Origin of the sequence: Sinomonas sp. (assembly GCF_036848755.1) — a bacterium.
GTDB lineage: Bacteria > Actinomycetota > Actinomycetes > Actinomycetales > Micrococcaceae > Sinomonas.
Window position 1 is genome coordinate 40036 of the sequence record NZ_DAIUJO010000007.1, and the last position, 13328, is coordinate 53363.

Sequence of the window (13328 nt, forward strand, 5' to 3'; positions counted from 1 at the left end):
CGATGACTAGGACAAAGACGAGGATCCCTTTCGGCGAGCTGCACGTGCTCGACAAGCGCCACGGCATCGAGGTGCGCACGGGCGGCGACGGCGAGCGAGCCTTTGCGCTCGTCCACGGGATCGGCGCGTCATCCGTGTACTTCGGGCCTCTGGCCCATGAGCTGGCGCGGCATGCCCGCGTCTACCTGCTCGAGCTGCCGGGCCACGGCCGCAACCTCGAGCCGCGGCGCGCCCTCAGCATGGCGGAATTCGCCGAGACGGCCTGGGGCGCGTTCGACAGGCTCGGCGAGGGGCACCCCGCTGTCGTGGGGCATTCGATGGGCTGCCAGGTGGCCGTTGAAATGGGCATCCAGCGCCCCGGGCCCGAACCGATCGCCCTCCTCGCGCCCACCGTGAACACCGCCGAGCACTCGGTCGTGATGCAAGGCCTGCGGCTCGCCCAGGACACCCTGCGGGAGTCCGGCGGCGTGAACAGGATCATCACCAACGACTACTTCCGCTGCGGGGCGCGCTGGTGGCTCAAGACCCTGCGAAGCATGATGGAACACCGGATCGAAGAGCGAATAGGCCACCTCGACCGCAAGGTGCTCCTCGTGGGCGGGGAGAAGGATCCGATTGCGCCCCCGGCCTGGCTCCAGACCCTTGCATCCCTGTGCCGCGCCGCCGAGGTCGCCATCGTCGAGGGCGAGCCGCACGTCATGATGTACCACCGCCCAGCGGAGGTCGCGCAGTTCCTGCTGGAGCAGGGGACCTCGGGGTGAGCCGCCGGATCACCCGCGCTACGGCGCTGGCCCTGCTCGCCGTCGGCCTCATGTCCCTCAACGCCCGCGCCCCACTCGTCGGCCTCGGCCCGGTGCTCGGCAGCATCCAGCACGATACGGGCCTCGCCGCGGCTGTCGCGGGCCTCCTGACCGCGATTCCCGTGCTGTGCTTCGGGCTCGTGACCCCGGCCGCCGCATGGTTCATCGGGCGCGTCGGGATCAACCACGCCAACCTGTACTTCTTCGGCGGCCTCGCGGCAGGGGTTGTCCTGAGATCCTTCGGGGGAGCGGTCGGCGCGATCGTCGGCACGGTGGTGATCGGCGTCGCGATGACGATCGTCAACGTCGTCACACCGCTGCTGGTGGGCCGCGACTTCCCCCAGCGTGCGGCGGTCATGACGGGGCTGACGACGGCGGCCGTCAACGTCGGCACGACCCTCGCCTCCGCGCTCACGGCGCCGCTCGCAGGGGCGGTCGGGTGGCAGTGGTCGCTCGTCTCGTGGCTCGTCCTCACGGCGCTCGCTGCCGTCGCGTGGTTCTCCGTTTTTCCGCCGTCGAAGGACGGCCCGCGATGGTCCGACGACGAGTTCCCGGGACCCCTCGCGCGCGCCGTCGCACGTCGCCGTGCGGAGCTGCGCGCCGCCCAAGGCCAGCCGGGCACGTCGACAGGCTCCCTTCCCCTCAGCCCCGCCGGGAGGGCCAGCCCCGCCGGGAGGGCCAGCCCCGCCGGGAGGACCGGCCGGGCCGGGAGGACCGGCACGGCGTCGAGGATCAGCCCGGCCAATCGCCGCATGATGCGGTTCTTCACGGTGGCCTTCGCGCTCCACAACCTCGGCTACTACGCGATCACCCTCTGGCTTCCGACGTTCCTCGTCCAGACGCGGGGCATGACGACGTCGCAGGCCGGCCTCGCGGCGAGCCTGTTCCAGCTTTTCGCGATCATCGGCCCTCTGCTCATTCCGGCCCTCTCGCGCTGGGTCGGCTGGGGGCCGCAGCGGCTCTTCGTCCTGGTCGCGACGTGCTGGATTGCGCTGCCCGCCGGAATCCTCGTCGCTCCGGAGCTGTGGCCCCTGTGGGCAGTCGTCGGCGGCGTGGCCCAGGGCGGAACGTTCACCGTGGTCTTCACGGTCGTGATCCAGCGGGCCAAGTCCCTCGACGAGAACCGCCGGATGACGGCGTTCATCCAGTCGGTCGGCTACGGCTTCGCGTCCCTCGGGCCGATCCTCATGGGCTACCTGCGCGACGCGGCCGGCGGCTGGACCGCCCCCTTCCTCCTCGTGCTGGGCGCCGTCGTCGTGATGGCCGTGAGCGGGCTCGCCGCGATCAGGACGCACGACGACGCCCGGCGCCCCGCGGAGGTCCTGCAGTAGCGCTCGGGCTCGCTCAGATCAGGCCGAGCGTCGCGAAGGCCTCCACGAGCCCCTCGCGCTCCGGGCCGGGGACGACGTGGGCCGCGGCCGCCAGGACCGCAGGCACGGCACCGTCGATCGCTACGCCGATCCCCGCGTAGGCGATCATCTCGACGTCGTTGGGCCCATCGCCGACCGCGACGACGTCCTCGCGCGAGATGCCGAGGTAGTCCACGACCGCGCGGATCCCCACGGCCTTGTGCACGTCCGCGAGATAGAGCTCGCCGGCGGAATCGCCCATGCCGGGAATCGAGCTCGGGAGGGCGCCGACGCCTTCGCCGATCGACTCGGCGAGCGAGCCGACAGCGATGGGCGAATCGAAGTAGGTGATCTTGCCGAACGACGCCGCGGACAGGTCGGCCGTCATCTCGAGGACGTTGAGGATGTCGAGCGGCCCATCGTGCTCGGATCCCTCGCCGGAGCGCAGGTGGTCCCCGAGCAGGGCGGTCAGCCGCACATCGACGCCGGGCGGACCGTAGATCGCCTCGGGCGCCTCCAGCAGGTAGGCGACTCCGTGGCCGTCGAGCACCTCGACGGCGCGCGCGGCAAGGTCTCGGGGGAAGCGGCGGTCGAGGAGGACGCGGCCGTCGATCTCGACGTAGCCCCCTGCCGCCGCGACGAACCCGTCGAAGCCGGCGGCGAGGAGATGGGGCGAGAGCATGGACTTGGGCCTGCCCGTGCACAGCAGGACGCGGTGTCCTGCACGCCGGACGGCCCGGACCGCGTCGACGTGCCCCGGCGGGACGATGCCGCGGTCGGCGTAGGTTCCGTCGACGTCGAGGAAGATGGTGCGCGCGGCGGTCATGCTCGGTCCTTCTGGTGGTTCCGCCCGGGCCGTTGGTCCCGCACTGGGTGCGGGGGTGCGGTCGAACCTCGGACGACGAGGTGCGGGGAGCTCTTGAGGTCGACGGCGGGGGCGAGCGGATCGGCGAGCCGCTCGAGCGCAACCCGCCCGGCTGAGCGCCCCAGGTCGAGCGCACGGAGGTCCACTGACGTGAGGTCGATGCCGTGCAGGCGTGAGATGCGCGAATTGTCATAGCCGACGAGGGAGAGGTCATCGGGCACCGTGAGGCCAAGGCTGTAGGCGGCCTCCCTCGCGCCGACGGCGAGCTCGTCGTTGTGCGCGAAGACCGCCGTCGGCCGGTCGCTGCCCGCCAAGAGCGGGCGCATGGCCTTCTCCGCCGCCTCTTGCGTGTAGTCCTCCGCCGTGAGGACGAACGGCGGGAGGCCGGCGTCGGCCATGACGCGCTCGTAGGCTTGCCGACGGCCTTGGTGCCCCTCATGCGGGGGGCCCGTGAGGTGCGCGATCCGGGTGTGCCCGAGTCCGAGGAGATGGCGCACGGCGGCCTCGGCCCCGGCTGGGTCGTCGGAATAGACGCTGTCGACATCCTCGACGCGGCGGGCGACGTTCACGACCGGGACGATCTGCGCCAGTTCCTTGATGTCCGCGTCCGGGTCGAGGAGAGTCGCCGCGATGACGATGCCGACGCGGGCCTCGATGAGGGAGTCGACCGAGCTGCGCCCGAGGGAGTTGGCCGAGGGGGAGACCGTCAGGATGAGGCGGTTGCGGGCATCTTCGGCGGCCTCACGGATACCTTGGAAGATGTCCGCGTACACCTCGTTCCGGAGGTCGAGGAGATAGAGTCCGACGGCGGAGGGCCGCTTGCGTGCGAGATCAGCGGCTGCCGCGTTCTGCCGGTAGCCGAGGCGCTGGGCTGCTTCGAGGATGGCCTGACGCGTCTCGCTGCTCACGCCGGGGGCGCCCCGGAACGCAAAGGAGACGAGGGTGCGCGAGACGCCCACTTCGCGCGCGATGTCCTCCTGCGTCACGGGGCGGCGCGGGCCGGGGAGTGCGGGAGGTATCACGCTGTCATCCTTGCACGCTGGCCCGTCAGAAAGATTTTGTCCATTTGACCTTACATTTGAATCTTTCGCGCGTTAGTCTGGATGAGACGCGGGCCACATGCTCGCTGCAGAACGACAAAGGAGTCCCAATGGCCACAGCCCATGCCGGAGCGTCGAGCGCAGCCTCGCTCCCTCCGCTGACCGACGGTCCTTACCGCAAGCGTCTCGGCCTCGTCGCCCTCGTCGCCACTTTCGGTGGCCTCCTCTTCGGTTACGACACGGGCGTCATCAACGGCGCACTGAGCCCGATGTCCACCGAACTCGGGCTGACGGCGATCACCGAAGGCGTCGTCACCTCCTCGCTCGTCTTTGCCGCTGCGATCGGTGCGATCTTCGGCGGTCGCCTCTCCGATGCGTGGGGCCGTCGGAAGACGATCATCCTGCTCGCCGTCCTGTTCTTCGCCGGCACGCTCGCGGTGGTGTTCACCCCGAACTTCGAAGTCCTCGTAGTGGGCCGCATCCTCCTCGGCCTCGCGGTCGGCGGCGCCTCTACCGTGGTGCCCGTCTTCCTCGCCGAGCTCGCACCGTTCGAGATCCGCGGATCGCTCGCGGGCCGCAACGAGCTGGCGATCGTGATCGGCCAGCTCGCCGCATTCGTGGTCAACGCGATCATCGGCAACGTCTTCGGCAATATCGGCGGCGTCTGGCGCATCATGTTCGCGGTCTGCGCCCTGCCCGCGATCGCGCTGTTCTTCGGAATGCTGCGGATGCCCGAATCGCCCCGCTGGCTTGTCGAGAAGGGCCGCAAGGACGAGGCCCTCGACGTGCTGCGTACCGTCCGCGCGAATGACCGGGCCCTTGCCGAGCTCGCCGACGTGGAGACCATTGCGCGAGAGGAGCGCGAGAGCCACCAGATCGGCTGGCGGGCGATCTTCTCGAACCGGAACCTCTTCCGCATCCTCCTGGTCGCGATCGGGCTCGGCGTGGCGCAGCAGCTGACCGGCATCAACTCGATCATGTACTACGGCCAGACCGTGCTCACGGAGTCGGGTTTCAGCAAGGACGGCGCGCTCATCGCCAACATCGCCCCCGGCGTGATCGCTGTGATCGGCGGCCTCATCGCCCTGAAGATGATGGATCGCCTCGACCGGCGCAAGACGTTCATCACGGGCCTCTCGTTGACCACGGCCTGCCACGTGCTGATCGGCATCGCCTCGATGGCGCTGCCAGCCGGCAATCCCGCCCGGCCCTTCGTGATCCTGTTCCTCGTCGTCGCGTTCGTCGGCTCCATGCAGACGTTCCTCAACATTGCCGTCTGGGTCTACCTCTCGGAGATCTTCCCGCTGCACATGCGCGGCTTCGGCATCGGCGTCGCCGTCTTCGCGCTGTGGGTGGTCAACGGGTTCCTCTCGCTCTACTTCCCGTCGATGGTGGCCGCCATGGGCATTACCGGGACGTTCTTCCTCTTCGCCGTCGTCGGCGCCCTGGCCCTGATCTTCGTCATCACCCAGGTGCCGGAGAGCCGAGGCCGCACGCTCGAGGCCCTCGAAGAGGACGTCACGACCGGCTCGATCTACCTCGCCCACAAGAGGTAGCAGCGACAGGATCGCGGCCGTCCGCGGACCGCCCATCCGGCGCTCCCGGCGCCGGGTGGGCGGCGAGGGGGCAGCGCGGGGGCGGCGCGGGCGGCTCAGGCAAGTTTGTCAGAACAAACCTTGCCGTCAACGAGCCCGAAGGCTATTGTTTTATTGTAAGGACAAAGTCTCAATAGGAGTTCCCCCATGCCTCTCGTCCGCATTGACGTCAACGCCGGCCGGACCCCCGAGCAGCTCGCACGCCTCACCGGGGCGATCCACGACGCGATCCTCGCCGAGTACGGGATCCCGGAGCGAGACTACTTCCACGTCATCACCGAGCATGCCCCGGGCCAGATCGTCGCGCAGGACGCCGGCCTCGGCTTCGAGCGCTCCGCTGGCGTCGTCATGATCCAGATCTTCACCCAGGGCGGCCGGAGCCAGGAGGCGAAAGAGGGCCTCTTCGCCGCGGTTGCCCGGAACCTCGCGGATGCGGGCATCCCCGGCGAGGATGTCTTCATCGGCTACGTCGAGAACGGTGCGGGTGACTGGTCCTTCGGCTTCGGAAGGGCCCAGTACGTGACCGGCGAGCTCGCGATCCCGGCGCGCTGACCGAACGCGCTGGGTGGGAAACATGTCAGTACAAACTTTTGACAGCACATTAGATCTGTAGGAGAGTTGGTCTGTGGCCGCCGCCACAGGCGGCGCAGCCGGCTCGGGTTCCCGGGCTTTGGAGCAGGAAGGGCACAGCGATCGTGACCTATGACGTTCTCACGATGGGGCGCATCAGCGTCGACATCTATCCCAACGACGTCGGCGTCGGCCTCGCGGACGTGACGAGCTTCGGCAAGTACCTGGGCGGTTCTCCGTCCAATGTCGCCGTGGCGGCCGCGCGGCACGGGCGGCGGACCGCCGTCGTGACGCGCACCGGGGACGATCCGTTCGGGGTCTACCTGCACCGGGAGCTCGCCAAGTTCGGGGTCGACGACCGGTTCGTGACCCCGGTCGCGGGCCTGCAGACCCCGGCGACGTTCTGCGCGATCATGCCGGAGCAGCACGATTTCCCGCTGTACTTCTATGGCCGCTTCCCGACCGCGCCGGACCTGCAGATCAGGGCCGACGAGCTTGACGCCGACGCGATCCGCGAGGCGCGGATCTTCTGGTCGACCGTCACAGGGCTGTGCCAGGAGCCGAGCCGGGCCGCGCACATCGCCGCGCACGAGGCGCGCCCGCGGGCGTCCCTGGCGGAGGGCCAGTTCACCGTCCTGGACCTCGACTACCGCCCGATGTTCTGGGACTCGGAGGACGCTGCGCGCGAGCAGGTCGCCAAGGTCCTCCCACACGTGACGGTCGCGATCGGCAACGAGGAGGAGTGCGCCGTCGCGGTCGGGCACGGCACGCCGGACGAGCAGGCGGACCGCCTGCTGGAGGCGGGGGTGGAGATCGCGGTCGTGAAGCTCGGCCCCGAGGGCGTGATGGCCAAGACGCGCACCGAACGGGTCGTCTCCGCCCCGGTTCCGGTGCAGACGCTCAACGGCCTCGGCGCCGGGGACTCGTTCGGCGGCGCCTTCTGCCACGGCCTCCTGGCCGGGTGGCCGCTGGCCCAGGTGCTCGACTATGCGAACGCCGCCGGCGCGATCGTCGCCTCCCGGCTCTCGTGCGCGGATGCGATGCCGACGCCGGGAGAGGTCACCTCGCTGCTGGCCGAGCGCGGACGGCTCGTCCCCGAGGCGGTGTCCCAGTGACCACCGCCGCTGCAACCCCGTTGATCAAGGGCGCGTTCGACGACGACCCCCGCCGCTACGAGCACCTGACGAAGATCCGCCTCGAGGACCCGGACGCGATTGCCCGGGCGGCTCGGGAGCGGAAGCCGCACCCCGGCGTCGTGCTCGGGAAGCAGAACTTCATCGTCGCCGCGGACCATCCCGCCCGCGGCGCCCTGGCCGCGCAGGGCCGCCCTGCGGCGATGGCGGACCGGCGCGAGCTGCTCGACCGCCTCCGGATCGCGCTCGCGAACCCCGCCGTGGACGGCGTGCTCGCGAGCCCGGACATCATGGACGACCTGCTCCTGCTCGGCGCGCTCGAGGGCAAGCTCCTGTTCGGCTCGATGAACCGCGGCGGCCTGGCCGGGTTCGTCAACGAGTTCGACGACCGCTTCACCGGCCACACGGCCGCGGCCCTCGAGGCGCTCGGGGCGACGGGCGGGAAGATGCTGACGCGCATCTGCCTCGGCGACCCCGCGACGGCGAGCATCCTCGAGTCCACCGCGAAGGCGGTCGACTCGCTCGCCGAGCGCCGGCTCGTGGCGATGGTCGAGCCGTTCCTGTCCACGTGGGTGGACGGGAAGGTCAGGAACGACCTGTCCCCGGAGGCGGTCATCAAGTCGGTCGCGATCGCGGAGGGGCTCGGCTCGACGAGCGCGTACATGTGGATGAAGCTGCCGGTCGTGGCGGAGATGGAGCGCGTCATGGCGGCCACGACCCTGCCGACCGTGCTGCTCGGCGGCGACCCGACCGGGCACCGGGACGAGGTGTTCGCCTCGTGGGGCGCGGCGCTCGCGCTCCCCGGCGTCCAGGGCCTCACTGTGGGCCGGACCCTGCTCTACCCGGCCGACGGCGACGTCGCCGGTGCCGTCGCGGCGGCGGCATCGCTGCTGCGCACCGAGGAAATCACTGGCAAGGAGGCCGGCAAGTGAGCAGCACGCGCAGGATGACGGTCGCCCAGGCGCTGGTGGAGTTCCTGGGCCGCCAGTACACCGTCGACACGGTCGGCGGCGAGACGTTCCGGGGGCGGCTCATCCCGGGGATGTTCGGCATCTTCGGCCACGGCAACGTCGCGGGCGTGGGCCAGGCTCTGAAGCAGTGGCAGGTCGCCGACCCAACGCTCATGCCGTACTACCAGGGCCGCAACGAGCAGGCCCAGGTGCACCAGGCCGTCGGCTACGCCCGGCACACCCGCCGGCGGCAGACCTTCGCGGTCTCGACCTCGATCGGCCCCGGCTCGTCCAACCTCCTCACGGGGGCGGCCCTGGCCACGGCGAACCGCCTCCCGGCCCTGCTGCTGCCGTCCGACACGTTCGCCACGCGCGCCGCCGACCCGGTCCTGCAGCAGCTCGAGCAGCCCCACGGCTACGACATCACGGTCAACGACGCCTTCCGGCCGCTGTCGAAGTACTTCGACCGGGTCAACCGCCCCGAGCAGCTCTTCTCCGCGCTCCTGCACGGGCTGCGCGTCCTGACCGACCCGGCGGAGACCGGGGCCGTCACGATCGCGCTGCCGCAGGACGTCCAGGCCGAGGTCTTCGACGTCCCGGAGGAGTTCCTCGCCGAGCGCGAGTGGCGCATCCGCCGCCCCGAGCCCGAGGCCGAGGACATCGCCCGCGCCGCCGAGCTCATCCGGGCCGCGAAGCGCCCGCTCATCGTCGCCGGCGGCGGCGTGCTGTACGCGTTCGCGAACGGGCAGCTGCGCGAGTTCGCCGAGGCCACCGGCATCCCGGTCGGCTGGACGCAGGCCGGGGTCGGCGTCCTGCCCTGGGACCACGCCCAGGCGCTCGGTGCGATCGGCTCGACGGGCACGACGGCGGCCAACGCCCTGGCCCGCGACGCGGACCTCGTCGTCGGCATCGGCACGCGCTACGAGGACTTCACGACCGCCTCGCGCACCGCGTTCCAGAACCCGGGCGTGCGGTTCGTGAACATCAACGTCGCCCCGATCGACGCCTACAAGCACGGCACCTCGCTGCCGATCGTCGCCGACGCGCGCAAGGCGCTCGTGGCGCTGACGACGGCGCTGGGCGGCTACCGCGTAGGGGCGGACCTCGAGCGCGCGGTCGCCTCGGAGAAGTCCCGCTGGGACGCGACCGTCGACGCCGCGTTCGACGAGCGGTACTCCCCGCTGCCGTCCCAGAACGCGATCATCGGGGCGACGAACCGCGCGATGGACGCGCGCGACGTCGTCATCTGCGCCGCAGGCTCCCTCCCGGGCGACCTGCACAAGATGTGGCGCATCCGGGACCCCTTCGGCTACCACGTCGAGTACGCGTTCTCCTGCATGGGGTACGAGATCCCCGGGGGCCTCGGCGTCAAGCGCGCAGTCCTCGACGCCGCCTCGGGGGCCGAACACCGCGAGGCGAGCCGCGACGTCGTCGTCATGGTCGGCGACGGGTCATACCTGATGATGCACACCGAGCTGGTCACCGCGGTCGCCGAGGGCATCAAGCTCATCGTGGTGCTCATCCAGAACCACGGCTACGCCTCGATCGGGGCCCTGTCGGAGCAGCTCGGCTCGCAGCGGTTCGGCACGAAGTACCGCACGCTGGACCGGGCGCAGCACACGTTCGACGACGGCGAGAAGCTCCCGATCGATCTCGCCACGAACGCCGAGAGTCTCGGCGTCACCGTGCACCGGATCGAGCCGGGGCCGAACGCGATCGAGGACCTCGAGGCCGCGATCGCCAAGGCCAAGGCCGCCCCCGAGGGCTCGGGGCCGATCCTGATCCACATCGAGTCGGACCCGCTCATCGACGCCCCGTCGTCGGAGTCCTGGTGGGACGTGCCCGTCTCGGGCGCCGCCGAGCTCGAGTCCACCAAGCAGGCCTTCGCCACCTACATCGAGCACAAGGCGCAGCAGCGACCCCTCATCGGCTGAGCCGAGACCCCCTCGTTGCGCCGTCATCTCCGCAGGGTGCGCACCCTGCAGAGGTGACGGCGCAACGAAAGTCGGGGGACTCTCAGGACCATCGGGAGATTCTCGGGACCATCGGGAGTCTCTCCAGATCAAGGAGCATCATGGGCGATATCGAGAACAAGCTCATCATCGGGACCGCGCCCGATTCATGGGGTGTGTGGTTCGCGGACGATCCGAAGCAGACTCCGTGGGAGCGCTTCCTCGACGAGGTGGCCGAGGCCGGCTACAAGTGGATCGAGCTCGGCCCGTACGGCTACCTCCCGACCGATCCCTCGCAGCTCGCCGACGAGCTCAAGGCGCGCGACCTTCAGGTCTCGGCGGGGACGGTGTTCACGGCCTTCCACCGCGGGCGTGATCAGTGGGAGGAGGCCTGGGAGCCAGCCCGTCGGGTCGCAGAGCTCACTGCGGCGATGGGCGGCGAGCACATCGTCGTCATCCCCGCAATGTGGCGCGACGACGTCACGGGCGAGGCCGTCGAGAACGAGGTGCTCACCCCTGAGCAGTGGGACTCGCTGTTCGAGGGCCACGATGAGCTGGGTCGTCGGCTCTGGGAGCAGTTCGGCCTCAGGCAGCAGTTCCACTCCCACGCGGACTCCCACGTCCAAGGGCAGGCCGACATCGAGCGGCTGCTCGAGAACACCGACCCCGAGCTGCTCACGCTCTGCCTCGACACGGGCCACGCAGAGTACGGCGGGGCGAGCAGCGTCGACCTCATCCGCAAGTACCCGGAGCGCATCGGCTACCTCCACCTCAAGCAGATCGATCCCGACGTCCTCGCGAAAGTCAGGGCTGAGAACCTGACCTGGGCGGCGGCAAACACCGCGGGTGTCATGGCTGAGCCGCCCTCGGGCCTGCCCGATCTGCGCGAGGTCATCGAGGCCGTCGAGGCCCTCGAGAGGCCGATCTTCGGCATCGTCGAGCAGGACATGTACCCCGTCGCGTTCGATGTCCCGCTCCCGATCGCGAAGCGCACCCGCAGCTACCTGCTCTCGTGCGGCTCCCGGACCCGCGTCTCCTGAACTCCGCCGGTCCGCCGCTGAACTCTCTGCTCTGCATCAGACCACTCTTCGAAAGGCTCATCCCATGACCGAGAACCTGCGCGTCGCCGTCATCGGCGCCGGCCGTATGGGCGCCGACCACATCCAGCGCCTGCACACGCGCATCCACGGCGCCGACGTGGCCGCCGTCGTCGACATCGATCTCGACCGCGCCAAGGCCGCCGTCGAGGGCATTCCGGGGGCCCGCGCGTTTGCCACCGCCGCCGAGGCGTACGAGTCCGGCGAGGTGAGCGCCGTCCTCATCGCCACCCCCGGCTTCCTGCACGAGCAGGCGCTCCTCGAAGCGCTGGAACGGGACATCCCGATCCTGTGCGAGAAGCCGCTCACGCCGGATGCCGCCTCGGCGTGGAAGATCGTCGAGGCCGAGCAGGGGCTGGGTCACCAGCGCATCCAGGTCGGCTTCATGCGCCGCTTCGACCAGGGGTACCTTCAGCTCGGCGGCCTGGTCCGCTCGGGCGAGCTCGGCGAGCTGCTCATGCTCCACTGCCGCCACCGCAACCCGGACACGCCGGCCGGATTCACGAACGAGATGCTCATCAACGACTCGGTCGTCCACGAGTTCGACGTCATCCGCTATCTGACGGGCGAGGAGATCACATCGGTCCAGGTGCGCCTCGGCAAGGCGAGCTCGAAGGCGCCGGGCGGCCAGCACGATCCCCAGCACGTCCTGATCGAGACCACGTCCGGCGTGCTTGTCGATGTGGAGATCTTCGTCAACGCCCAGTTCGGCTATCAGGTCGCGACCGAGGCGGCGTTCGAGGACGGGATCGTGGAGATCGGGGCCGACGGCGGCCCGTACCTCCGCCGGGCGGGACGTTGGGGCGGGGAGGTCACCCCCGGGTTCGAGTCGCGCTTCGGCGCCGCGTACGACGTCGAGGTCCAGTCGTGGGTCGACGCCGCGCAGCGGGGCGAGATCGGCGGCCCTTCGGCATGGGATGGCTACGCGACTGCCGCCTGCTGCGAGGCCGGAGTCGAGGCGCAGAAGAGCGGCGAGAAGGTCGCGGTCGTGCTCAACGAGAAGCCGGCCCTGTACGGGGGGAACGCGGAGTGAAGTTCGCCCTTGACCCCACACCGTTCCACAGCACCCACTCGCTGCTCGAGTTCCCGGCCCTCGCGGCCGAACTCGGGTACGAGTACCTGCAGCTGACCCCGCACCGGGACATGATCCCATTCTTCACGCATCCCAAGGCCGACGACGAGCTCGTGCGCCAGTTCCGCAAGGCCTGCGCGGACGCCGGCGTCGAAGTCGCCTCGGTTCTGCCGGTGCTCCGCTGGTCGGGGCCTGACGAGTGGGCGCGCGAGGCCGCGGTGCGCTACTGGAAGCGCGCCATCCAGATCACGGTGGACCTCGGTGCCAACCAGATGAACACGGAGTTCTCGGGGCGCCCCGAGAAGCCCGAGGAGTCGGAGGCCTGCTTCTACAAGTCCATGGAGGAGCTCCTGCCGGTCTTCGAGCGCGAGGGCGTCCACGTGGCGATCGACCCGCACCCGGACGACTTCGTCGAGGAGGGCCTCGCCGCGCTGCGCGTGATCCGTGGTCTCAACTCCCCGAATGTCGGCATGGTGTACGTCGCGTCGCACACGTTCCACATGAAGGACGAGCCGCTCGAGATCATGCGGGCCGCGGGTGAGCGCCTTCGCGTGGTGCACGTCTCCGACACCATGAACCACCACGCCTCGCACGGCCTGCGGTACATCACGAACCCGCCCGGGAACGCGGTGCGCGTCCACCAGCACCTCAAGATCGGCGACGGGGACGTGAACTGGAACGAGTTCTTCGGCGGGTTGCGGGAGATCGGTTTCCTCGACCGCGATGACACCGTGATGGTCTCAAGCGTCTTCGCAGAGAACGAGAACGCCGACGAGGTCTCGCGCTACCAGCTCCGCACCATGCAGGAATACGTCTCGGGTACGCCAACTCGCCCCTGAACCCGTTTCGGGTACGGCTACTCGCCCCTGAACCCGTTTCGGGTACGCCAACTCGCCCCTGAACCC

At 69.9% G+C, this 13328-nt stretch carries 12 protein-coding genes; 10 read left to right on the plus strand and 2 right to left on the minus strand.

Features of this window, described 5'->3' with window-relative positions:
* Positions 1 to 2: 2 nt before the first annotated feature.
* Together V7053_RS02070 and V7053_RS02075 are read left to right on the plus strand one after the other, a co-directional pair.
* Positions 3 to 761: an alpha/beta fold hydrolase gene (locus tag V7053_RS02070; RefSeq protein WP_334170603.1), complete on the plus strand. Its 759-nt coding sequence runs from the start codon at positions 3 to 5 to the stop codon at positions 759 to 761.
* Positions 758 to 2131, plus strand: a complete 1374-nt coding sequence (locus V7053_RS02075; RefSeq protein ID WP_334170604.1) for an MFS transporter — start codon at positions 758 to 760, stop codon at positions 2129 to 2131. Before V7053_RS02070 ends, V7053_RS02075 begins: the two co-directional genes overlap by 4 nt.
* 13 nt (positions 2132 to 2144) lie before the next feature.
* Here V7053_RS02075 and V7053_RS02080 read toward each other — a convergent pair whose 3' ends face one another.
* Complete coding sequence (locus tag V7053_RS02080; protein ID WP_334170605.1) at positions 2145 to 2975, minus strand: HAD hydrolase family protein; 831 nt, start codon at positions 2973 to 2975, stop codon at positions 2145 to 2147.
* Positions 2972 to 4036, minus strand: a complete 1065-nt coding sequence (locus tag V7053_RS02085; RefSeq protein WP_334170606.1) for a LacI family DNA-binding transcriptional regulator — start codon at positions 4034 to 4036, stop codon at positions 2972 to 2974. The genes V7053_RS02080 and V7053_RS02085 overlap by 4 nt, the downstream gene beginning before the upstream one ends.
* A gap of 128 nt (positions 4037 to 4164) precedes the next feature.
* On the opposite strand from V7053_RS02085, the gene V7053_RS02090 reads away from it, so the two are divergent.
* From V7053_RS02090 to V7053_RS02125, 8 genes are all read left to right on the plus strand, one after another.
* Positions 4165 to 5610, plus strand: coding sequence for a sugar porter family MFS transporter (locus V7053_RS02090; RefSeq protein WP_334170607.1), 1446 nt, complete (start codon positions 4165 to 4167; stop codon positions 5608 to 5610).
* Positions 5611 to 5796: 186 nt separating this feature from the next.
* Positions 5797 to 6201 (plus strand): tautomerase family protein, encoded by a 405-nt coding sequence (locus V7053_RS02095; RefSeq protein ID WP_334170608.1) that lies wholly within the window; start codon positions 5797 to 5799, stop codon positions 6199 to 6201.
* Positions 6202 to 6344: 143 nt separating this feature from the next.
* Entirely contained in the window at positions 6345 to 7334 is a 990-nt protein-coding gene (gene iolC, locus V7053_RS02100; RefSeq protein ID WP_334170609.1) for a 5-dehydro-2-deoxygluconokinase, read from the plus strand.
* Entirely contained in the window at positions 7331 to 8284 is a 954-nt protein-coding gene (locus V7053_RS02105) for a Cgl0159 family (beta/alpha)8-fold protein (protein WP_334170610.1), read from the plus strand. Before iolC ends, V7053_RS02105 begins: the two co-directional genes overlap by 4 nt.
* Before the next feature lie 14 nt (positions 8285 to 8298).
* On the plus strand, positions 8299 to 10236 hold the full coding sequence (gene iolD / locus V7053_RS02110; RefSeq protein ID WP_334170615.1) for a 3D-(3,5/4)-trihydroxycyclohexane-1,2-dione acylhydrolase (decyclizing): 1938 nt from the start codon (positions 8299 to 8301) through the stop codon (positions 10234 to 10236).
* A gap of 140 nt (positions 10237 to 10376) precedes the next feature.
* Positions 10377 to 11294, plus strand: coding sequence for a sugar phosphate isomerase/epimerase family protein (locus V7053_RS02115; protein ID WP_334170611.1), 918 nt, complete (start codon positions 10377 to 10379; stop codon positions 11292 to 11294).
* Positions 11295 to 11358: 64 nt separating this feature from the next.
* Positions 11359 to 12384, plus strand: a complete 1026-nt coding sequence (locus V7053_RS02120) for a Gfo/Idh/MocA family protein (RefSeq protein WP_334170612.1) — start codon at positions 11359 to 11361, stop codon at positions 12382 to 12384.
* A complete protein-coding gene (locus V7053_RS02125) occupies positions 12381 to 13262 on the plus strand; it encodes a sugar phosphate isomerase/epimerase family protein (protein WP_334170613.1) in 882 nt (293 codons plus the stop codon). Before V7053_RS02120 ends, V7053_RS02125 begins: the two co-directional genes overlap by 4 nt.
* Positions 13263 to 13328: the final 66 nt, after the last annotated feature.

Coding starts and splice junctions, on each gene's coding strand:
- iolD (WP_334170615.1), top strand. CDS start 8,299: ATGACGGTCGCCCAGGCGCTGGTGGAGTTCCTGGGCCGCCAGTACACC.
- V7053_RS02070 (WP_334170603.1), top strand. CDS start 3: ATGACTAGGACAAAGACGAGGATCCCTTTCGGCGAGCTGCACGTGCTC.
- V7053_RS02090 (WP_334170607.1), top strand. CDS start 4,165: ATGGCCACAGCCCATGCCGGAGCGTCGAGCGCAGCCTCGCTCCCTCCG.
- V7053_RS02080 (WP_334170605.1), bottom strand. CDS start 2,975: ATGACCGCCGCGCGCACCATCTTCCTCGACGTCGACGGAACCTACGCC.
- V7053_RS02095 (WP_334170608.1), top strand. CDS start 5,797: ATGCCTCTCGTCCGCATTGACGTCAACGCCGGCCGGACCCCCGAGCAG.
- V7053_RS02115 (WP_334170611.1), top strand. CDS start 10,377: ATGGGCGATATCGAGAACAAGCTCATCATCGGGACCGCGCCCGATTCA.
- V7053_RS02120 (WP_334170612.1), top strand. CDS start 11,359: ATGACCGAGAACCTGCGCGTCGCCGTCATCGGCGCCGGCCGTATGGGC.